Source organism: Flavobacterium sp. (genome assembly GCF_035456085.1).
GTDB lineage: Bacteria > Bacteroidota > Bacteroidia > Flavobacteriales > Flavobacteriaceae > Flavobacterium.
In genome coordinates this window covers 1-19,596 of record NZ_DATIDY010000211.1, presented here as the reverse complement: position 1 = coordinate 19,596, position 19,596 = coordinate 1, and the positions used below count along the sequence as shown (strand labels likewise).

At 34.4% G+C, this 19,596-nt stretch carries 19 protein-coding genes and 1 pseudogene; 4 read left to right on the top strand and 16 right to left on the bottom strand.

The window, feature by feature from the left end:
• Positions 1–34 precede the first annotated feature (34 nt).
• The 16 genes and pseudogenes from VLC96_RS16250 to VLC96_RS16175 form a co-directional block, all read right to left on the bottom strand.
• Positions 35–871, bottom strand: a complete 837-nt coding sequence (locus VLC96_RS16250) for an IS3 family transposase (protein ID WP_325264605.1) — start codon at positions 869–871, stop codon at positions 35–37.
• A complete protein-coding gene (locus VLC96_RS16245; protein ID WP_325264603.1) occupies positions 868–1,401 on the bottom strand; it encodes a transposase in 534 nt (177 codons plus the stop codon). The genes VLC96_RS16250 and VLC96_RS16245 overlap by 4 nt, the downstream gene beginning before the upstream one ends.
• 90 nt (positions 1,402–1,491) lie before the next feature.
• The gene (proC, locus tag VLC96_RS16240; protein ID WP_325264601.1) at positions 1,492–2,268 is read right to left on the bottom strand and encodes a pyrroline-5-carboxylate reductase; all 777 of its coding nucleotides are present in this window, start codon (positions 2,266–2,268) and stop codon (positions 1,492–1,494) included.
• 192 nt (positions 2,269–2,460) lie between these two features.
• Positions 2,461–3,810 carry a magnesium transporter gene (gene mgtE, locus VLC96_RS16235; RefSeq protein WP_325264599.1) on the bottom strand — a complete coding sequence of 450 codons (1,350 nt, stop codon included), beginning with the start codon at positions 3,808–3,810 and terminating at the stop codon, positions 2,461–2,463.
• Positions 3,800–4,579 carry a 16S rRNA (adenine(1518)-N(6)/adenine(1519)-N(6))-dimethyltransferase RsmA gene (gene rsmA, locus VLC96_RS16230; RefSeq protein WP_325264597.1) on the bottom strand — a complete coding sequence of 260 codons (780 nt, stop codon included), beginning with the start codon at positions 4,577–4,579 and terminating at the stop codon, positions 3,800–3,802. The genes mgtE and rsmA overlap by 11 nt, the downstream gene beginning before the upstream one ends.
• Before the next feature lie 84 nt (positions 4,580–4,663).
• The gene (locus tag VLC96_RS16225; RefSeq protein WP_325264595.1) at positions 4,664–4,975 is read right to left on the bottom strand and encodes a DUF4286 family protein; all 312 of its coding nucleotides are present in this window, start codon (positions 4,973–4,975) and stop codon (positions 4,664–4,666) included.
• Positions 4,976–5,088: 113 nt separating this feature from the next.
• A complete protein-coding gene (locus tag VLC96_RS16220; protein WP_325264593.1) occupies positions 5,089–6,867 on the bottom strand; it encodes a tetratricopeptide repeat protein in 1,779 nt (592 codons plus the stop codon).
• A gap of 42 nt (positions 6,868–6,909) precedes the next feature.
• The gene (lgt, locus tag VLC96_RS16215) at positions 6,910–7,746 is read right to left on the bottom strand and encodes a prolipoprotein diacylglyceryl transferase (RefSeq protein ID WP_325264591.1); all 837 of its coding nucleotides are present in this window, start codon (positions 7,744–7,746) and stop codon (positions 6,910–6,912) included.
• Between the two features lie 139 nt (positions 7,747–7,885).
• Entirely contained in the window at positions 7,886–9,157 is a 1,272-nt protein-coding gene (serS, locus tag VLC96_RS16210) for a serine--tRNA ligase (protein ID WP_325264590.1), read from the bottom strand.
• A gap of 400 nt (positions 9,158–9,557) precedes the next feature.
• A complete protein-coding gene (locus tag VLC96_RS16205; protein WP_325264589.1) occupies positions 9,558–10,022 on the bottom strand; it encodes an FKBP-type peptidyl-prolyl cis-trans isomerase in 465 nt (154 codons plus the stop codon).
• A gap of 377 nt (positions 10,023–10,399) precedes the next feature.
• A complete protein-coding gene (locus VLC96_RS16200; protein ID WP_325264587.1) occupies positions 10,400–11,572 on the bottom strand; it encodes a BamA/TamA family outer membrane protein in 1,173 nt (390 codons plus the stop codon).
• 214 nt (positions 11,573–11,786) lie between these two features.
• Positions 11,787–12,257 (bottom strand): IS200/IS605 family transposase, encoded by a 471-nt coding sequence (gene tnpA / locus VLC96_RS16195; RefSeq protein ID WP_325264585.1) that lies wholly within the window; start codon positions 12,255–12,257, stop codon positions 11,787–11,789.
• Positions 12,258–12,504: 247 nt separating this feature from the next.
• A complete protein-coding gene (locus tag VLC96_RS16190) occupies positions 12,505–13,944 on the bottom strand; it encodes a nucleoside recognition domain-containing protein (protein WP_325264583.1) in 1,440 nt (479 codons plus the stop codon).
• Between the two features lie 76 nt (positions 13,945–14,020).
• Positions 14,021–14,732 (bottom strand): annotated as a pseudogene (locus VLC96_RS16185) (3'-5' exonuclease).
• 85 nt (positions 14,733–14,817) lie between these two features.
• Positions 14,818–15,294: a methylated-DNA--[protein]-cysteine S-methyltransferase gene (locus VLC96_RS16180; RefSeq protein WP_325264581.1), complete on the bottom strand. Its 477-nt coding sequence runs from the start codon at positions 15,292–15,294 to the stop codon at positions 14,818–14,820.
• A 37-nt stretch (positions 15,295–15,331) separates the two neighbouring features.
• Complete coding sequence (locus tag VLC96_RS16175; protein WP_325264580.1) at positions 15,332–16,204, bottom strand: LysR family transcriptional regulator; 873 nt, start codon at positions 16,202–16,204, stop codon at positions 15,332–15,334.
• A 90-nt stretch (positions 16,205–16,294) separates the two neighbouring features.
• Here VLC96_RS16175 and VLC96_RS16170 point away from each other — a divergent pair, with 90 nt between their 5' ends.
• The 4 genes from VLC96_RS16170 to VLC96_RS16155 all read left to right on the top strand — a co-directional run.
• Complete coding sequence (locus VLC96_RS16170; protein WP_325264578.1) at positions 16,295–17,002, top strand: class I SAM-dependent methyltransferase; 708 nt, start codon at positions 16,295–16,297, stop codon at positions 17,000–17,002.
• Positions 17,003–17,135: 133 nt separating this feature from the next.
• Positions 17,136–17,597, top strand: coding sequence for an FKBP-type peptidyl-prolyl cis-trans isomerase (locus VLC96_RS16165; RefSeq protein ID WP_325264576.1), 462 nt, complete (start codon positions 17,136–17,138; stop codon positions 17,595–17,597).
• 34 nt (positions 17,598–17,631) lie between these two features.
• A complete protein-coding gene (locus tag VLC96_RS16160) occupies positions 17,632–18,426 on the top strand; it encodes a polysaccharide deacetylase family protein (protein ID WP_325264574.1) in 795 nt (264 codons plus the stop codon).
• A gap of 214 nt (positions 18,427–18,640) precedes the next feature.
• On the top strand, positions 18,641–19,596 hold a 956-nt coding region (locus VLC96_RS16155), incomplete at its 3' end, for a fumarate hydratase (protein ID WP_325264573.1).

The window sequence follows — 19,596 nt, the reverse complement described above, 5'->3', positions numbered from 1 at the left end:
TAGAATGCACCCAAAAGTTTAGACGAATTTATAATTAATTTTGATAATAATGAGCTCGATATTGTATCGGGCTCATTCCGTTTAAATTCAGTTTTATTCTTTCTTTATTATAATATTTTATGTATTCTTTAATTTCTGATTTTAAATGATTTATGTTCCTAAATTTCATTATATAAAACAGTTCCGATTTCAATATCCCAAAGAAGTTTTCTATAACAGCATTGTCTAGACAGTTTCCTTTTCTGGACATACTTTGTATTAATCCTTTTTCTTTCAGGAGTATTTGATATTTTTTCATTTGATATTGCCATCCTTGGTCAGAGTGCAATATTAAATTGGTGTTTTTCGGTATTGCTTTAAAGGATTTTTTAAGCATATTGGTTATTTGATTAAAATTGGGTCTTTCAGATAATTCATAGCTTATTATTTCTTGATTAAACAAGTCAATTATTGGTGATAAATATAATTTTTTGCCGGACACATTAAATTCAGTCACATCTGTTGCCCATTTTTCATTGGGCTTTGTAGCCTTAAAATCACGCTGTAATATATTTGGAGCAATTTTGCCTTGTTCGCCTTTATATGATTTGTATTTCTTAATTCGTATTAAACTTTTCAATCCTAAAACCTGCATTAATCTCAACACTGTTTTGTGATTAATCACAATGCCTTTTTGTTTGATTGCCAAAGTAATTCGCCGATAACCCAGTCTGCCTTTGTGATGATAATAAATTTGTTTAATTAAGCTTTTAATATCTTGGTATCTATCGTTTATTTGGCTTCTTTTTTCATGGTAATAATAACTGCTTCTGACCATATTCATACAATCGAGTAATAACTCCAAATCATATTTGTGCCTTAATTCCATTATGGCTTGAGCCTTCTGTTTTGACTGGCTTGTTCGGCTTGAACTAAGGCATTGAACTTTTTTAGAAGTTCGTTTTCTGCTCGCAAATATTCATTTTCCCTTAAAAGCTCTTCTTCTCGAGTTAAGGGTTTGTCTGATTTTCTCTTTTTCCTTTTGAATTGCATAGATACAGGTCTTCCTTTAGGTTTAGGTTTCAAGCCTGCCAAACCTTCTTCTTCGTATTTTTTTTGCCAACTCCTTATTGTTGTCCCTTTTGGAATATTGAAAATTAAACAGGCTTTATTCAAAGATATACACTTATTTTCAATGGTTTGAATTACTTTCAACTTAAAGTTTGCACCATAAATTTTGTTTTTTCGTCTGGGAAAAAGGCCTTCATAGCCATATTCAGTATAAAAACTAATCCAGCGTTTAAGATTCGAATACGCTATACCATTTTCATTTGCTACAGCATTTAACGATTGATGCTTTTTTAAAACTTCCCGTACACAGCGAAGTTTAAATTCATAATTGTATTTGACTTTTCTTTCCATAAAAATGCCCCCAAATAGTGTCTAACTTTTTGGGGGCAGTTCAAATACTAATAAGCCTCCTTTTATTTTGTGGGCACGCCCAAATGATTTTTATCCTTGAATTTGTTTTAGAGAAGTTTTAATTCCTTTGATTAATGAAGAACTAAAACCGTGAAGTTCCATTTCGTTTAATCCTGCGATAGTACAACCTTTTGGTGTAGTTACACGGTCAATTAATTGTTCTGGATGCCCTTTTTCTTCGAGTAGCATTTCGGCGGCTCCTTTTACGGTTTGTGCTGAAATTGCTAAAGCTGTTTGCCAGTCAAAACCAATTTCGATTCCTGCTTGCATAGAGGCACGAATATATCTTAGCGCAAATGCAGTTCCGCTAGCGGCAAGAACCGTTGCAGCATCCATCAATTTTTCGTCAATAATTGGGGCTGTTCCCAAACCTTGGAAGAGAGTAATGGTTTCCTTGGCTTTTTCGCGATTATTTTCATTAAATGCTATACAAGTAGCCGAAGCACCAAATTGTGCCGCAATATTCGGCATAATGCGTACAGCGCTATGATTGTCGCCTATTTTATTTTGTAAATTCTCAATCGAAAGTCCGCTCACTGCCGAAGCGATAACTTTATTTGATATAACAGGTAATATTTCTGCCAAAACGGTATCTACCTGATACGGTTTAATTGTCAAAATAATGATGTCTGCTTCTTGAATATTGCTTGTATTATCAGTTGTAACAGTAATTCCTAATTCTTTTAAATGTGCAATAGGAGCCAGGTTACGTCTTGTTACGGTTACAAAATTGTCTTTAGTGAATTTTGCTATTCCTATTGCGACAGAAGCGCCAAGGTTTCCTCCGCCTATGATGTGTACTTTCATTCTAGTTGGTTTTATTCTTTGGTTGGTAAATAGTGTGTTGAATGCTAAAAGGGATTATTAGTTGCTATAGTTTTTGAAGTAAATTACCTCTAGGAACTATCGCAGCACAAAGTACACGAATTATCCCGAATTTATAAATTTTAAATTTAAATAAATTCGGGTAATTTGTTATTTTCTAAATGTAAAGTTTAATTAGACTCCAAGAATTAATTTGGCTACCATAAAATAGAGAATGATTCCAAAAACATCATTGGTTGTTGTAATAAATGGACCCGTAGCGATTGCGGGATCAATTTTATTTTTGTGAAGAAAAAGAGGTACTAAAGTTCCCAAAGTAGCTGCAAATAGTATTACCACAACCATTGAAATTGAAATGGCAAAACCTACCAAATATTGTTGATACATAATGGAATGATACACCAATAAGAATAAGGAAATAATAGATCCTGAGATCATAGCTACTGTTAGTTCTTTGGTAAAATAAGCACGACTGTACTTTTTCAGCGTTCCATTAGCTAATCCCTGAACGACTATAGCCGAAGCTTGAACTCCAATATTTCCAGCTGTTGCTGAAAGCAAGGGAACAAAGATTATTAAGGTTTTGTATTTATCGAATACAGTTTCATTTCCTTTTAGTACAAAAGAAGCAACTATCTCAATAACCATCCCTATCAAAAGCCAAGGTAATCTTGCTTTCATTAATTCTAAAACAGTATCACTAGACTCTACATCATTGGTAATACCCGCTGCTAATTGATAGTCTTTTTCAGCTTCTTCTTTGATTACATCCACAATATCGTCAATGGTGATTCGCCCCACTAAACGTCCCAATTCATCTACCACTGGAATGGCTTCCAAATCGTATTTTTGCATTATTCTGGCTACCTCAATATCTTCTGTATCTACGGTTACTGAATTCAGTTTACGGATATACACATCATTAATTGCTGTTCTGGTAGAAGTAGTCAATAGGTCTTTCAGCGACAATCTTCCTTTTAATCTTTCTTCATCATCAACTACATAAATTGAGTGAACTCTGGAGATGTTTTCGGCTTGGATTCGCATTTCTTTGACACACGTCAGTACATTCCAATTTTCATTGACTTTTACCAACTCTTTGTGCATGATTCCTCCCGCAGTATCTTCTGGATAACGCAACAAATCGACAATGTCCTTTGCGTGTTCAACGTCTTGTAACTCTGATATTACTTCGGCTTTCTTTTCTTTCGAAAGTTCTCCAATAATATCTGCAGCATCATTGGTTTCAAGTTCATCAAGCTCCTCGGCGATCTCTTTTGGCGAAAGCCTGTTTAATATGTTTTCCCTTAAATCATCTTCTAATTCAAGAAGAATTTCTGCAGTTTTTTCGCTGTCTAATACTTTAAAAATATAGGTTGCTTCATCAAAATCCAATTCATCCAGAACCTCAGCAATATCAGCATGGTGCATATCCTTCAATAAAACTTCCAATTGCTGGTCATTTTTACTTTGAATAAGTTGCTCTAATTGCTGAATTAATTCTTTGCTGATTTTAAACTCCATCTGCTTCAATTTTTTGGGTCAATGCTATAAATTCTGTGTAATCCAATTGTTCGGGACGAAGATTGAAAAGTTCATCTTCTCTCAATTTATCGGACAAATTTAAGGTTTTTAAACTGTTTCGCAAGGTCTTTCTGCGTTGTTGAAAAGCAGTTTTAACAACTGTGAAAAACAATTTTTCACCACATGGCAAACTAAAATCTTCTTTCCTGCGCATACGCATTACTCCCGATTTTACTTTTGGTGGTGGATTAAATACATTTTCATCCACAGTAAACAGATACTCAGTAGTATAAAAAGCTTGAGCCAAAACCGATAAGATGCCATAAGCTTTAGTTCCTTTTTTTTCGCAGATGCGTTCTGCTACTTCTTTTTGGAACATTCCTGCAAATTCTGGTATCTGATTTCGATATTCCAATGCCTTGAAAACAATTTGAGTCGAAATATTATATGGGAAATTGCCAATGATAGCAAATTGTTTCCCTTTGAAAACTTCATTGATGTCGTATTTCAGGAAATCTTTTGAAATTATTCTGTCTTTTAATTTATCATAATGAACACCCAAATAGTCAACCGATTCGGTATCAATTTCGATAACATAGGTATTGATTGGTTTTTCCAATAAATATTTAGTCAAAACTCCCATTCCAGGTCCAATTTCCAGCACATCCTCATATCCTTCTAAATTCAAAGTGTCAGCGATGTCTTTGGCTACGCTTTCGTCTTTTAAAAAATGTTGTCCGAGGTGTTTTTTGGCTTTTACTTTTTCCATATCGTTTTTACGAGCTATAGCTCGCTTTTTTTTAAATTATATTCTCGGCAAAAGGCTAATGCCAAATGGAAAATTTATTTTTTTCTAATGTTCTGAAATCACCTGCAATTCGGTTCTAAACGTCAGCATTTTATCGCCAAACAATTTTGCACCTTCTTCACGTAAAGTTGGTGCGTCTTCTTTATAATATCTGTCTAATGTTTCTTTACTATCTGTTGTGTATTGAACCGAATAGGTAACTCCTCCCATTTCTTCTTCCACCAAAACGCGAACCAAACGGGCAGAAGTGAATTTTCCACAAGCCAGCATTTCGGGAATGTGTTTGTGTTGCATCCAGATGATCCATTTGTCATGAACACTTTCGTGTATGTTTGTGGTAACGTTGTATATTATCATTTTTAAAAGTATTAAGATTGGAGTATTTAGTATTAAGATTTCAATGGCAATATCAATGACAATTTCAATGATAAAATTACTGCAATCTGTTTTCTATATTCTGTTTTCTAAATTTACAAATTGGTATCTCCACGCAATTCCCTAAATTTCCTTCTGGCTTCAACAAAGTAAATACTGTCCTGATGGGCAAAAATAATTTTCTCATACAAAGTCTTTGCTTTATCAGGCTGTTGCAATTGTTTGTTATAAATTTCTGCTGAGAAAAACAAAGCTTCGTCTATATAAATTCCGTCGCTGTGATGATCGATGATCTCTTGATATTGTGTTAGCGCCTGATTATAATCTGCTAATTTTTCATAGACTTGTCCCAATCGCAACAAAGTTACCGCTTCAATTTCTTGCCCTTTGAATGTTTTTAGAATGGACTGAAATTGTGTTATAGCTTCCTGATTTCTATTTTGATATAAAAGATAATCACCTTTAGCAAATTGTTTTAAAGCAGTTTGGGTCGAATCGGCTACGGTGTTGTCATTAATCAATAAAAAATATTCTAAAGCATCATTGGCAATCAATTGTGTGCTGGCTGATTTTAATTCTTTAAATTGTTTCAAAGCCCATTCAAAATCAGTTTTAAAATAACTTGTTTTAGCTGACTTTAAACTGGCTTCATGCGACAAGATATTGTTTTGCAAATTCTCTTGTATCTGCGAATAATAAAGCAATGCCTGATTGAACTTTTCTTCGGAAAGTAAAATATCAGCCAACTCCATTTTGCATTTTGCCTGATCAAATTGATTGAGCTGCATTTCCATTGCACGTTTTAGAATGTCTTTTCCTTCTGTTGGATTTTTCATTATGAAAGCGGCAAAATGAGCTTGCTTTAGCTGCAAAGATAACGTAGCAGGAGTTATTCCGTATTGTTTCAATAATGCATTAAATTGTGCATCAATGCCGGCAAAATCTTTTTGCTGTGCTTTTTCCATTTTCATTTGCAACAAATAACTGTTGGCCTGAACAATCAAATCAACATCGGTAGTGTTTTCTAAGACGTAGTTCATAACGTCTGTCGCTACTTCCTGTTCTCCTTCTTCAATTGCCATTTGCCCTAAACTCAGAATGTTGACAAGCGATTCTGGATTTCGTTTATAAATAGCTTTCTCCTGAATAAAGGCTTTTCCAAATTCTTTTTGCTGCATATAAAACCAACTCAGAAATTGATTCCAAAAGAGATCCTGATTTTTTTGAACCTTGACAATCAAAGCTTTTCTCAAACTTTCATTGAAATTGGAATCTCCATCTTTGGACATATATCGGGTCAATTGATTTTGAATCATCATTGTCGATTCTTGGTTTTCAAAAGCTTCATCCAAGAAATTGACAATCATTTTATCGGTATTTCCTAATTGTCCGTACAATAAAGCTGTCTGATATTTAAAATCATAGGTTGGTACTAATTCACTTGCTAGCAAATATGATTTCAAAGCATATTCTAACAATACTTTTTTATCAAAAGCATTGGCAATGCCATATACTTCATTTGGATTTTTTCGAATTCGTTCAATTGCTTCATCATAATACTTTTTGGCTTTAGCATCATTTTTCTGTAATTGAAAATTGTATCCTAATTCGACCAAAAGTGTGGACTGTTTTGTTCTTGTTAATCGGTCCTGAATTTGTTTTTCGGCAGCATCAAATTGTAGCAATTGCTGCATACAATCTATTTTTCGTTGAAAATAAAAAGGATTAGAAGGTAATCCATCTGACAGTTCCTGATAACTGACTAATGCTTTGTCAAAATCGCCTTTGTCATAATAGTATTGCGCCAATTGCTCGTTTTGAGAAAACCCAAGTAATGAAAAAAACAAAGCGATATGTAGAAAGAGTTTTTTCATGGCAGCTAATTCTATTTCAAAATTTAATTAAAACTATGACTTTTACGAAAAAGATAGTGCTTTTTTAGAATTTAATTTCCACACTATTAAAACTAAGCCTATTATTATAAAAGGAATACTTAACAATTGTCCCATATTAAGCGGCATTTGATTTTCAAATGATTCTTGATTTTCTTTAAAGTATTCAATACAAAATCTAGCTGTAAATAATAAAACCAGAAAACAGCCAAAAATTAATCCATTCCCTTTTTGATAGATTTTAGAACGGTATAAAAAATAGACAATCACAAAAATCAGCAAATAGGAAAAAGCTTCATACAATTGTGTTGGATGCCTCGGAATTAAATCATCTTTCTGAAAAACCACTCCCCAAGTTCCATCAGTAGGTTTTCCATAAATTTCAGAATTCATAAAATTTCCAAATCGAATAAAAGCAGCTGCAACGGGCACTCCAATTGCAATCCTGTCCAGTTGCCATAACAAATTTACTTTGTATTTTTTGCAATACAGAATTACTGCAATAAGCACTCCAATGGTTCCGCCGTGACTTGCTAAACCACGAAATCCGACAAAACTATAGCTGTCACCGATTTTTTTTATGGGTAAAAGAATTTCTATTGGATTTTTAAAAAAATATTCCGGCTCATAGAATAAACAGTGTCCTAATCGCGCTCCAAGAACAGTTCCGACAACTATGTACATTAATATTTTGTCCAAATTTTCTACGGGTACATGCTCTTTGCTGTAAACACTTTTTACAATATAATATCCTAAAATTAGTCCAGTTACAAAAAGCAACCCATAGTATTTAAGAGGAAAACTATCTGTTATCCAAAAAATAACAGAATCAACATTCCAATTAATTATTCCATTTGCCATAATTGTTATTATTTATAATTCATTCGAAATCCCACACTGAAGTTTTCAATACAAGTTAACAAATTAAAACCATTAAGAAATTAAGATTAATGCTTCTAAATTTCTCAATGGTTTAAAATTTCAATTGGTTAAGACTAAATTAATTTATTATATCAAACCCACAGTATGGTCGCAATACTTCTGGGATTACGATTCCTTCAGGTGTTTGGTAATTTTCTAAAATTCCGGCCAAAACTCTCGGCAACGCCAATGAACTTCCGTTCAGTGTATGTGCCAATTGGTTTTTTCCATCTTTATCTTTGAAACGCAATTTCAAACGATTCGCTTGAAAAGTCTCAAAATTAGAAACTGATGAAATTTCCAACCAACGCTCTTGAGCTGTAGAATAAACTTCAAAATCATACGTTAATGCCGATGTGAATCCCATGTCACCACCGCAAAGGCGCAAAATTCTGAAAGGCAATTTTAATTCTTTCAAAATATCTTTTACATGTTCTACCATTCCGTCCAATGCTTCGTATGATTTATCTGGGTGTTCAATACGAACAATCTCGACTTTATCAAATTGATGCAAACGGTTCAAACCACGAACGTGCGCACCGTAAGAACCCGCTTCACGACGGAAACAAGGCGTATAGGCAGTTCGCAATACTGGAAACTCATTCTCGCTCAAGATTACATCTCTGAAAATGTTTGTCACAGGAACCTCCGCTGTTGGAATCAAATATAAATTATCGGTAGCATCATGATACATCTGCCCTTCTTTGTCTGGTAATTGTCCGGTTCCATAAGCCGACGCTTCATTCACAAAATGAGGAACCTGTACTTCCTGATATCCTGCTGATGTATTTTTATCTAAAAAATAATTAATCAAAGCGCGTTGCAAACGAGCTCCTTTCCCTTTATACACAGGAAATCCTGCGCCAGTAATTTTATTTCCTAATTCAAAATCGATAATATCGTATTGTTTTACCAATTCCCAATGAGGTTGTGCACCTTCATGCAAAACCGGAATCTCACCTTCTTGAAAAACATTTAAGTTATCATCAGCTGATTTTCCAACAGGAACAATATCCGCTGGGAGGTTAGGCAATGTGTATAATTTATCCGTTAATTCATTGGCCAAAACATCTGCGCTTTCTGCCAATGCTTTGCTTTTTTCTTTTAATAAAACCGTTTTTTCTTTTAGGATTGCGGCTTTCGATTTCTCTCCGGCTTTCATCAATTCGCCTATGTCTTTGGATAATTTATTAGATTCAGATAAAGTATTGTCCAACTCCACTTGTGTTGCACGACGTTTTTCATCCAGTTGTACCACTTCTTCAACAACTTGTCTGGCATCCATATTTCTTTTGGCCAAAGCGTTGATTACTTTCTCTTGATTCTCTCTAATAAATGCAATTTGTAACATAGTTTGATTTTTATACCTAAATAATGGAAGCAAATTTAAGGAAATGTTTGTTAACAATTAGACAAAGTTTGATCATTGGATAATAAGATTAAATGCATGTCCGCAACAAGTGTTTTTTTGACAAGAAATTAATAACAAACCTTTTTTAATCCATTTAAAAATGTGCCATTAGGGCAAGACCCCATTTAGAAAAAGGGGCAGGATTTAGCATACGCTTATTCGCCCCTTTCTCTAAATGCGGTCGGGCTATCCATGCTACGTTGGTAGCTTATTCCTATCCCTCTTGCGGGCTTTTAAGTTTCATAACATCGGTAGCTTTCCAGACTTCTGGAAAAGATTATTACAAACAAAAAAAGCTACAGGATTAGCTGTAACTTTTAGTTTTTAATGAGTGTAAAATTTAATTTACAGAGTTTAATTTAATATCAAAAATCAGTACTGATCCTCCTGGAATTGGTCCTTGTGAATCTGGCCCGTATCCTAAATCCGAAGGAATCAAAAGAATCCCTTTACCGCCTTCTTTAAAATACTGAATTCCTTCGGTCCAGCCTGGAATAACATTTCGCAAAGGAAAAGAAATTCCTTTTTCATCACTTTGATCAAAGGTTTGCTTATTGGTAAAATATCCTTTGTAAGCAACCGTAACTTCTGAATCGGCAGTTGGTTGTTTACCCGTTCCTTCTTCTTCCACTACATAATACAATCCCGAGTTAGAACGTTTTGCGTTCAAATGGTTATCAGCAATATATTTTAAGATTTCGGTTTCATTGCTCGAAACAGGAGCAGGAGTTGGATTTTCTTCTTTTTTCTTGTCGTTACAAGACATTAAAAGAACAGCTATTAGAGCCAAAAAAGAATATTTCATAATATAATTTATTTAAGAGATAAAATTTATTAACGCAACAAAGCTGTAAGCAAGAAAAGAACCAGCAAACCGATGGCGATGTATTTTGTGTATTTTGACATTTTTTTATTGATTTAGGGTTTATAAATAGTTTTTTTCAAAAGAATGAAAAATTGATTTAAACTCCTAATTTTATTAGTTAATAAAAAATAATTAACTGTTGTCTGTTTTTGAAGTTTTGACAGACTAGAAGTGTAATTTCCTTGTAACATTTTTAGAACTATATTTCGCAAAGTCGGAGAGACTTCAGTCAAGTTAAAACAGTTTTCTTTGCTCTGTGCGCCCTTTCGAGAAATTTATGGAATTAAATTGACTCTGAGAGCGCACCTCCGAGACTGTTATCGATTCCATTTGTGTCCAAAAACGATATAATAACCCCAGCTGTCTGGCCCTTTGGCTACATCAAGACCAGCGCGAAGTCCATAAGTTCTGGCAACTAGATATCGGAAACCTGTTCCGTAATTGTAAACCGTTTTTGCATCAGAGAAACTTTCATCTTTTTGAAAAACTTTTCCAAGACCGCCGTATGCCAAAACACTCCACCGAGTATTCAGATCAAAACGCTGTTCGGTTTCGGTTAACATAGTCGCTTGTCCTTGATATCTATAGGCAGTTATTCCTCTTAATTTGATATAGGGCAATTGGTGGAAAGGCACATTTCCATAAGCTTTCAGCGCCTCAAATCGCAAGCCGGAAATCCAGTTATTTTTTATCGGGAAAAAATAATGGACAAAGGTTTCTAACTTTTCAAATTTATAATCACTTCCAGTCCAGTCATCATTGATATAATAAGCGAGATTCGCCCTAAAACCGCTGTCTGGTGTGAAAATGGTGTTTCTTCGATCCCAATCCAAATATCCTCCCAATGAAGCAACAGTTTTTTTGAAGTCTTCAACCGTAATGTTGGGTGGTAACTCGTTGTCAAAATTCGGACTGATTGTCATGTTGCCATTGAAATATTCTAATCCTGCATAAAGATCACTAAACGTTTTTTTTGAAAGAGAAAACATTATGGGAATCGTTTTATAATTGAAATCAAATTTTTGATCATCTCCATTTTCGACCTCTTTGTAATAGGCAAGATTGTAATCTACATAGCCTAAAAAAATACGATATTTCAAGTTATATTTAGAAATCACTTCTTTTCTATAAATTCCAGTAAACCAAGATTTATTTGCCGTATATGCTCCAAAAGCGGCGGTAACGGCAGGCGCAATATAATCTTTGTCACCAATTGGTTTTTTCTGAGGTGAAATGTAAACCGGCGCCAAACCTCCTCCAAATCCTCCTAAGGCCGCTTCTGTTACAAAAAACGGAATGGGCAGAAAACCTTTGGTATTGTCAATCATGACGCTGGCATCAAATTTTCCGTCGAGCGTATCTCTGAGCATTGATTTTCGCTCTTGTTTCGTCATTTTGTGTTTTGTCTGGGCAAAACTCGGACTATTAAAAACCAACAAAAAACTGAAACAAATTAGGGCTGCAAATGGATGTGGCGTTTTTTTTGTCATCTTCAAAAAAAATTAAAACAAACAATTGGAATTCGAATTACAAAATGGTTCGTTCCTATGGAACTCAATTTTTCTAATTCCATATAATCAACGGATTAAAATCCGTTGCTACAAAATGGTTCGTTCCTACGGAACTTTTAAAAAGAGCCTTCGGCTCGATCTATTTTGTAGAGCCGGATTTTAATCCGGTTACGATTAAAATCGGTACATATAATTATTTTGTTTCGATCAAATTTTCAAAAATATACCTCTCGTCAAACGATACTTCAAATTTATCCAAAAACGCTAAATATTCATCCTTAAAAGTTTGCTTCTTATGATGTTCTTCTTGATTCGCAATATATTTATAAACCGAATTAATTTGAGAATGGGCATATGAAAACGCTCCGTAACCTTCCTGCCATTCGAACCTCGACTTTGTTAAATGATGATCATTTATATATTTTGATGATTTAGCCTTTACCGTTTTCATTAATTCCGAAATGGAAACTGTGGGCTTTAAACCTAAAAAACAATGAACGTGATCTTCAACTCCATTTACAATAATAGTTTTACAGCCAGTTTCATTTATCAAATTACCAATTACACCAAATAATGTAGATTTCCATTCATTAGCAATAACCGCATCACGATATTTTACTGTAAAAACAACCTGAATATAAACTTGATGATAGGTATTTGCCATAATTTGATTTTGATTTTTACGATCGTATTTCAACGGATTGTTTCTTATCAACGGATTAAAATCCGTTGCTACAATATGATTCGTTCCTATGGAACTTTGTTTTGTTATTTCATATCAATTCAACGGATTGAAATCCGTTGCTATAATATAGTTCATTCCTACGGAATTTTTTACTTCGTAGCAAAGAGCCTTCGGCTCGATCTATTTTGTAGCCGGATTTTAATCCGGTTATTTGTATAGATCAATATTAAAAAAACCAGCTTGCCACAAATATCGCCGTAATCACACAAATGACATCTACCAAAAGCATAGTACCTAATGCATAACGAGTGTTTTTGATATTAACCGAACCAAAGTAAACGGCAATCACATAGAAAGTACTTTCGGCACTGCATTGAAAGATACTACTTAAACGTCCTGTCAAAGAATCGGCACCAAAAGTATTCATCGAGTCAATCAAAAATCCTCGTGATCCCGCAGAACTAAATGGACGAAGTAATGCTACTGGCAAGGCATCCGTAATTTGTTTATTAACACCCATATTCGAAAAAATAAAGGCAATCCAATTGCTGATAATTTCAAATAAACCACTATTTCTAAATAGCGAAATGGCTACTAACATTCCCAAAACATATGGGAAAATAGTAACTCCTGTTTTTACACCATTATTCGCTCCAGTTACAAAAGCTTCAAAAACGGTGGTGCTTGCCTCAGTAAATTTCTTCTCATGTTTGAAAGAAAATATCAAAGTAAAAGCAATAATTCCAACCAATATTAATCCTGAAAGATTAGAAGTGAAATAGTTTTTTCCAATTAAATCCAAATGATTCACATACATCAGCAAACCAACAATGGCGGCTATTAATCCCATTAAAGCGATAACTAAAGAAGCACTTTTGAAGTTAATTTTCTGTCTGATTCCAACAATTAAAAAAGCAGCAATTGTTCCAATAAACGAAGTAATAATACAAGGCAACATTACATCAGCAGGATTCGTAGCTCCCGCAGCGGCACGATATCCAATGATTGAAGTTGCAATCAATGTCAGCCCAGAAGCATGCAGACACATAAACATAATTTGGGCGTCGCTGGCTTTGTCTTTTTCGGGATTTATTTCTTGTAGACTTTCCATGGCTTTCAATCCAAATGGCGTTGCGGCAGAATCTAATCCAAGGAAATTAGCAGCAAAATTCAATGTCATATATGAAATAGAAGGATGGTCTTTTGGAATACTAGGAAACACTTTTACAAAAACAGGACTCAACAATTTAGCCAATTTTCCTGATGCTCCCGAAATGATTAAAAGCTCCATCAGTCCACAGAAAAAAGCCAAATAAGCCATCAATGGAAGAACTAAATCCATCAAGGTGTTTTTACAGGTTGGCAACAAACCATCTGATTTTTGAACACCACTAAAAATTTTTACGGTTTTGTTTTTGTAAACATAAGTAGTATCAGCATTTAGCGTATCACGATTGATAATCATCGTTTGATCTGGTGCTTTTTTGATGCTGTCTTTGATAAAAGCGGGAAGTTGTTCAGCATATTTTTCAGAAATAAGAACAGGATCGTCTTTCTTTCCATTCAAAACATAATCAATAGTATAAGTGTTAGCAGTAAACAAACTGATCACAATAAATACAATCGATGAGATGAAAATAGCTAACCAAAATCTACTTAATACCATAATTTATAATTTTTGTAAATGTAAATATTATAAAAGAAAAGACCTAACAGGTTTTCAAAACCTGTTAGGTCTGAACCTAAACATGTATAATCTCATCTTCAATCAATAAATCTTCTCGTCTTAAACGGAGAAAAATCTGTGCCACAGCGATAGTATCTTTTTCGCAATAAGTGACTATTCGGTCAATGTCTTTTTCTACATAAAAAACGTGTCCAACTTGACTGCCATCAATGTCGCCTTTTGGAGAAGGAATTCCGTACTTTACACATCAATTTTAAAGAAGTAAAATGCTTGTAATCGCCAAATTTCCATAGTTCTAAAGTATCAAGATGTGGAATTTCCCAAGGTTTTTTTCCAAATAAATTGAGCTTGTCTGGAATGGCAATTTGATTAATAATCATTCGGCGAGCAAGGAATGGAATATCAAATTCTTTGGCATTATGTCCGCACAAAAGGTGTTGTGGTCCACTGAAATGGTTGTTTAACAAATTATTGAAATCTTTCAAAAGTTTTGGCTCTTCGCCAAAAAAAGAAGTCACTCTGAAATTCCGAATATCTCCTTTGATAACAAAAAAACCAACCGAAATACAGACAATTTTCCCAAACTCAGCCCAAATTCCGGCGCGGTCATAAAATTCTTCGGCGGTAAAATCATCTTTGCGTTGGTATTGGGTTTTTTGCTCGTATAATACTTGCATTTCAGGATCGAGTTGATAGTAATCTTCTGTTTCGGGAACGGTTTCAATGTCTAAAAAGAGAATGTTGTTGAGGTTTATTTTTTCGATCATTTGTTAATTAGAAAATTAGTAAATGTGATAATTTGAAAATAATCAAATCTAATGATTAAATGGATGAAAATTCGTGCTTTTTATTTTACTCGAACAAACTTTGTTGATTCGTAGGATTTTCGTGTTCCAAAAGCCATTTTTTTCGCCACAATTCACCAGCATAACCTGTTAGTGAACCATCAGTTCCAATAACTCTATGACAAGGAACTACAATCCAGAGTGGGTTTTTTCCATTTGCGGAAGCCACGGCACGAATCGCTTTTACATCTCCCAAAATTTTGGACTGTTCAAGATATGTTCTGGTCTTTCCGTATGGAATTTCCAGTAAAGCTTTCCAGACTTTTTGTTGAAATTCGCTTCCTTTAGGATTGAGTTTAAAGTCAAAATGAGTTCGCTTGCCTTCAAAATATTCGTTGAGTTGTAAAACCGCTTGTGCTAATATTTCTGGAATTTCTGCAGAAACAGTTCCTTCGTTAGACACTGTAATTGCTGAAATTCCTGATTCGTCACCAGTAATTGTTGCAATTCCCAGAGGAGTTTGTATGTTGGCAGAAGTTGTCATTAATTCTGAATTAGGAAACCATAAATGTACGTACAAATTATTGTAACAAAAAGGAAATTGCTGTATTAGCAATCTCTGAATTTTGATTTTTCGGCGTAGCCAATAAAATATCAGTAAAGAGATTCGATTGCTTTAATTCAACAAAACCCAAATCGGTGCTTTCGTGATTTTTGACCACATTCGTTGGCACAATTGAAATTCCTAAACCATTTTTTACTAATTGAATGATGGACGAAATATTATTTGATTCGTGAACTACTTTGGGATTAAAACCATATTTGGCGCAAATTTCAACTAAGTTGTCGTAATATCTTGGCGCGTATTCTTTATTAAAAAATACAAAAGTTTCGTTTTTTAATTTTACCAAATCTGCTTCGGAAATAACGTTGTATTTATTTCGATTAAAAACCAACGAAAAACTGTCTTTGAACCACAATTTTGAATCGATTTTTGGCGAAAGCACAGGCGCGCGAATAATTCCCAAATCTATTTTTCCTTCCTCCAAAGCTGCAATTTGTTTGACAGTCGGAATTTCGTAAAGGCGGAAATTTACATAAGGATATTCCTCAGATAAAAACTGAATTAATTTTGAGATATGCCCAGAAAAAGTGGAACTTATATAAGCTATGCGAAACTCACCACTTTGATTTTGGCTTATTTTTTTAGTCGTCAAATTAATGCGTTCTAGGTTTTGTATTAATTCCTGAACTTCCTTTTGATAATATTTACCTGCTTCGGTAAGAACAACTCGTTTGTTGTTGCGCTCAAAAAGTGTTGCTCCTAATTCGGTTTCTAACTCTTTGATCTGGCGGCTCAATGGCGGTTGAGAAATGAATAATTTATCGGCAGCACGAACAAAGCTCAATTCTTCGGCGAGTTTCAAAAAATATTTTAAATGACGCAATTCCATAAATACCTTTTAAGTATTAATAAATGACAAAATAAGTATTTTTAAGTCATATATAAAAATTCTAGGTTTGTAATATAAAAATCAAGAACTATGAAGAAATCAACCGTAAAAGAGATCCAAGAAAGATTCGATAATGATGTCGAACGCTTTTCAAATTTAGAAACTGGACAAGTAGCTACAATGGACGCACAGATTTCATTAGAACTTTTAACTTCTGCGGCAAAAGCAGTTAAACCGAAAGCGGCAACAATTTTGGATTTAGGCTGTGGAGCTGGGAATTATACGTTAAAAATGTTATCTAAAGTGCCAAATTTGAATTGCACTTTGATAGATTTGAGTCAAAACATGTTGTTCAAAGCTCATGAACGTGTTTCGGAAGCTACAAATGGAGATGTAAAAACAATTCAAGGTGATATTCGGGATATCCCTTTGCAGAATAATCATTTCGATATCATCTTGGCTGGAGCAGTTTTGCATCATTTAAGAGAAGATGCAGATTGGGAATTTGTTTTCAAAAAATTGTATGATAGTTTGACGCCTGGGGGTGGTTTATGGATTTCGGATTTGTTGGTGCAGGATCATGAGGGAATAAACCAAATGATTTGGGAAAAATATGGTGATTATTTGAAGCAACACGGAGGCAAGGAATACCAACAAAAAGTTTTTGATTATATCGAATTTGAAGACACTCCAAGATCAATGGTATATCAGTTGGATTTGATGAAAAAAGTAGGTTTCTCAAGTGTCGAGATTTTGCACAAAAATGCTTGTTTTGGCGCTTTTGGAGGAATTAAATAATGGGTATAATTTGCTTGACCAGTATGTTTAAATATTACAGGTTTTAACAGTTTTTGGAGTTTTTTTAGCAAAACCTTATTATTAATTACTTGCTCAAAAAGTATATTTGCGACCAAAATAATTTAAATCTATTATGAAATATTCATTTTTAGCAATTATCGCAGTACTTTTTATGTCTTGTAGTGACAAAGATTCAGAAGAAGAAGCTGTTGATTATACAGAGCAAAACGAAAGTCAAATCAAATCTTATATTACAGCACACGATCTTGATGCCACACGAAGTGATTCGGGATTGTATTATGTAATTAACGAAGAAGGCACTGGCAAACAACCAACAGCTAGTTCAAATGTTACTGTCGCTTATAAAGGTTATTATACAGACCAAACCATTTTTGATAAAAGTAAAGATGCAGGTGTTTCATTTAATTTAAGTCAGACAATAAAAGGATGGATAGAAGGAATTCCATATTTTAAGGAAGGCGGAAGTGGTTTGCTTTTGGTGCCAGCACATTTAGGGTATGGAAGTAAAGATTATTATAATATCCCGGGAGGTTCGGTTTTGATTTTTGAGATTAAATTAATTTCGGTAAATTAGGCAAAAATTAAAACCTTATTTAAACCTCGAATGTATGAATAGAAAGTGTATTGTTATTGTATTGCTTTTGGTTTTTGGACAATTGGTTCAAGCTCAACAAACAGAACTATGGAACGGAAAAAAATGTGCCGTAGTACTTACTTATGATGATGCACTCAACATCGATTTAGATATTGTTATTCCTGCTTTGGATTCATTAAATCTCAAAGGCACCTTTTATTTAATTGGAGAATCAGCTGCCATTAGCAAAAGAATTCCAGAGTGGCGATTAGCTGCGCAAAAAGGACATGAATTAGGAAATCATTCGTTGACACACCCATGTGACGCCACTTTCGAAGGAAGATCTTGGGTTGCTCCGGAAAAAGCACTTAATAATTTTACCGTAGCAAGAGCCGTTAACGAAATCAGAATTGCCAATACACTGCTAGAAGCTATCGATGGAAAAAAAGAACGAACATTTGCTTTTCCATGTGGTGATACAAAAATTGGCAATGTAAATTTCTATGATGGTTTAAAAAACGATTTTGTTGGAGCCCGGGGCGTTCAGTCAGGTTTTAAACATATAAAAGAAGTTGACTTAAACGATATCAATTGTTTTTATATCGATGGCCATTCAGGACAATATATGATTGATTTGGTTAAAAAAGCAATCGAAACACATACTCTTTTGGTGTTCTTATTTCACGGAGTTGGCGGAGAACACAACATCAATGTTTCTGCTAAGGCACACAAAGAATTACTTCAATTCATGAAATTACATGAAAAAGAAATTTGGAATGCTCCGATGGTTGATGTTTCCAAATTTATTCGTGAAAAACAAAAGTCATAATCGAAATGATTTTGGAAAATGGAGTCATTAGGTATTTTATCAAACGCTTTGTATTTGCAAAGCGTTTTTTTTATGATCAGTTTTCCATTTAGTTCTCTTTTTTAAATTTTTAAATCATACGATTTATAACAATTTTAAAATATAAGTTAATACAAATCAGGTCGGATTCTTTGAACAATTCTTATATTTGGCGTTCTTAAAAAACAAACTAAATATGGACTTTATATATCAGGATCCTTATCCTATTTTAAAAGATGACACTCAATACCGCAAAATTACTTCTGATTTTGTAAAAGTGGAGCAATTTGGAGAACGCGAAATTCTTACCGTTGATCCAAAAGGATTGGAATTATTGGCGCAGGAAGCATTAAAAGATGTTTCGTTTATGTTGAGAACTTCTCATTTAGAAAAACTAAAAGCGATTTTGGACGATCCCGAAGCTACGGACAACGATCGTTTTGTAGCGTATAATTTATTGCAAAACGCAGTTGTGGCTATCGATGGAGAATTGCCTTCTTGCCAAGATACTGGAACGGCAATTGTAATGGCCAAAAAAGGTGAAAATGTATATACGGGAGCCGATGATGCTGAATGGCTTTCTAAAGGGATTTTTAACACGTATCAGGAGCGCAATCTCCGTTATTCTCAAATTGTACCAATCAGTATGTTCGAAGAGAAAAACTCAGGTTCGAATCTTCCAGCACAAATTGATATTTATGCTAAAAAAGGAGCTTCTTATGAGTTCTTGTTTCTTGCAAAAGGTGGAGGTTCTGCCAATAAAACCTATTTGTATCAACAAACGAAATCTTTATTGAATGAGAAATCATTAGATGCTTTCATTCGTGCCAAAATAATGGATTTAGGAACTTCTGCTTGTCCGCCATATCACTTGGCTTTAGTGATTGGAGGAACTTCTGCGGAAGCGAATTTGGCAGCGGTGAAAAAAGCGTCCGCAGGTTATTTTGATAATTTGCCGACGTCCGGAAACATGGCAGGTCAGGCTTTCCGTGATTTGGAGTGGGAAAAAAGAGTACAGTTAATTTGCCAGGAAAGCCATATCGGAGCGCAATTCGGAGGAAAGTATTTCACTCATGACGTTCGTGTAATCCGTTTGCCACGCCATGCGGCTTCTTGTCCTGTTGGGTTGGGAGTTTCCTGTTCTGCCGATAG

What these genes read in the sequence shown, in the direction of transcription:
- mgtE (WP_325264599.1), bottom strand. Translation starts at nt 3,810, where the DNA reads ATGGAGTTTAAAATCAGCAAAGAATTAATTCAGCAATTAGAGCAACTT.
- lgt (WP_325264591.1), bottom strand. Translation starts at nt 7,746, where the DNA reads ATGGCAAATGGAATAATTAATTGGAATGTTGATTCTGTTATTTTTTGG.
- VLC96_RS16175 (WP_325264580.1), bottom strand. Translation starts at nt 16,204, where the DNA reads ATGGAATTGCGTCATTTAAAATATTTTTTGAAACTCGCCGAAGAATTG.
- VLC96_RS16220 (WP_325264593.1), bottom strand. Translation starts at nt 6,867, where the DNA reads ATGAAAAAACTCTTTCTACATATCGCTTTGTTTTTTTCATTACTTGGG.
- VLC96_RS16180 (WP_325264581.1), bottom strand. Translation starts at nt 15,294, where the DNA reads ATGACAACTTCTGCCAACATACAAACTCCTCTGGGAATTGCAACAATT.
- VLC96_RS16170 (WP_325264578.1), top strand. Translation starts at nt 16,295, where the DNA reads ATGAAGAAATCAACCGTAAAAGAGATCCAAGAAAGATTCGATAATGAT.
- VLC96_RS16205 (WP_325264589.1), bottom strand. Translation starts at nt 10,022, where the DNA reads ATGAAATATTCTTTTTTGGCTCTAATAGCTGTTCTTTTAATGTCTTGT.
- VLC96_RS16245 (WP_325264603.1), bottom strand. Translation starts at nt 1,401, where the DNA reads ATGGAAAGAAAAGTCAAATACAATTATGAATTTAAACTTCGCTGTGTA.
- serS (WP_325264590.1), bottom strand. Translation starts at nt 9,157, where the DNA reads ATGTTACAAATTGCATTTATTAGAGAGAATCAAGAGAAAGTAATCAAC.
- tnpA (WP_325264585.1), bottom strand. Translation starts at nt 12,257, where the DNA reads ATGGCAAATACCTATCATCAAGTTTATATTCAGGTTGTTTTTACAGTA.
- VLC96_RS16190 (WP_325264583.1), bottom strand. Translation starts at nt 13,944, where the DNA reads ATGGTATTAAGTAGATTTTGGTTAGCTATTTTCATCTCATCGATTGTA.
- VLC96_RS16200 (WP_325264587.1), bottom strand. Translation starts at nt 11,572, where the DNA reads ATGACAAAAAAAACGCCACATCCATTTGCAGCCCTAATTTGTTTCAGT.
- VLC96_RS16165 (WP_325264576.1), top strand. Translation starts at nt 17,136, where the DNA reads ATGAAATATTCATTTTTAGCAATTATCGCAGTACTTTTTATGTCTTGT.
- proC (WP_325264601.1), bottom strand. Translation starts at nt 2,268, where the DNA reads ATGAAAGTACACATCATAGGCGGAGGAAACCTTGGCGCTTCTGTCGCA.
- VLC96_RS16160 (WP_325264574.1), top strand. Translation starts at nt 17,632, where the DNA reads ATGAATAGAAAGTGTATTGTTATTGTATTGCTTTTGGTTTTTGGACAA.
- VLC96_RS16225 (WP_325264595.1), bottom strand. Translation starts at nt 4,975, where the DNA reads ATGATAATATACAACGTTACCACAAACATACACGAAAGTGTTCATGAC.
- rsmA (WP_325264597.1), bottom strand. Translation starts at nt 4,579, where the DNA reads ATGGAAAAAGTAAAAGCCAAAAAACACCTCGGACAACATTTTTTAAAA.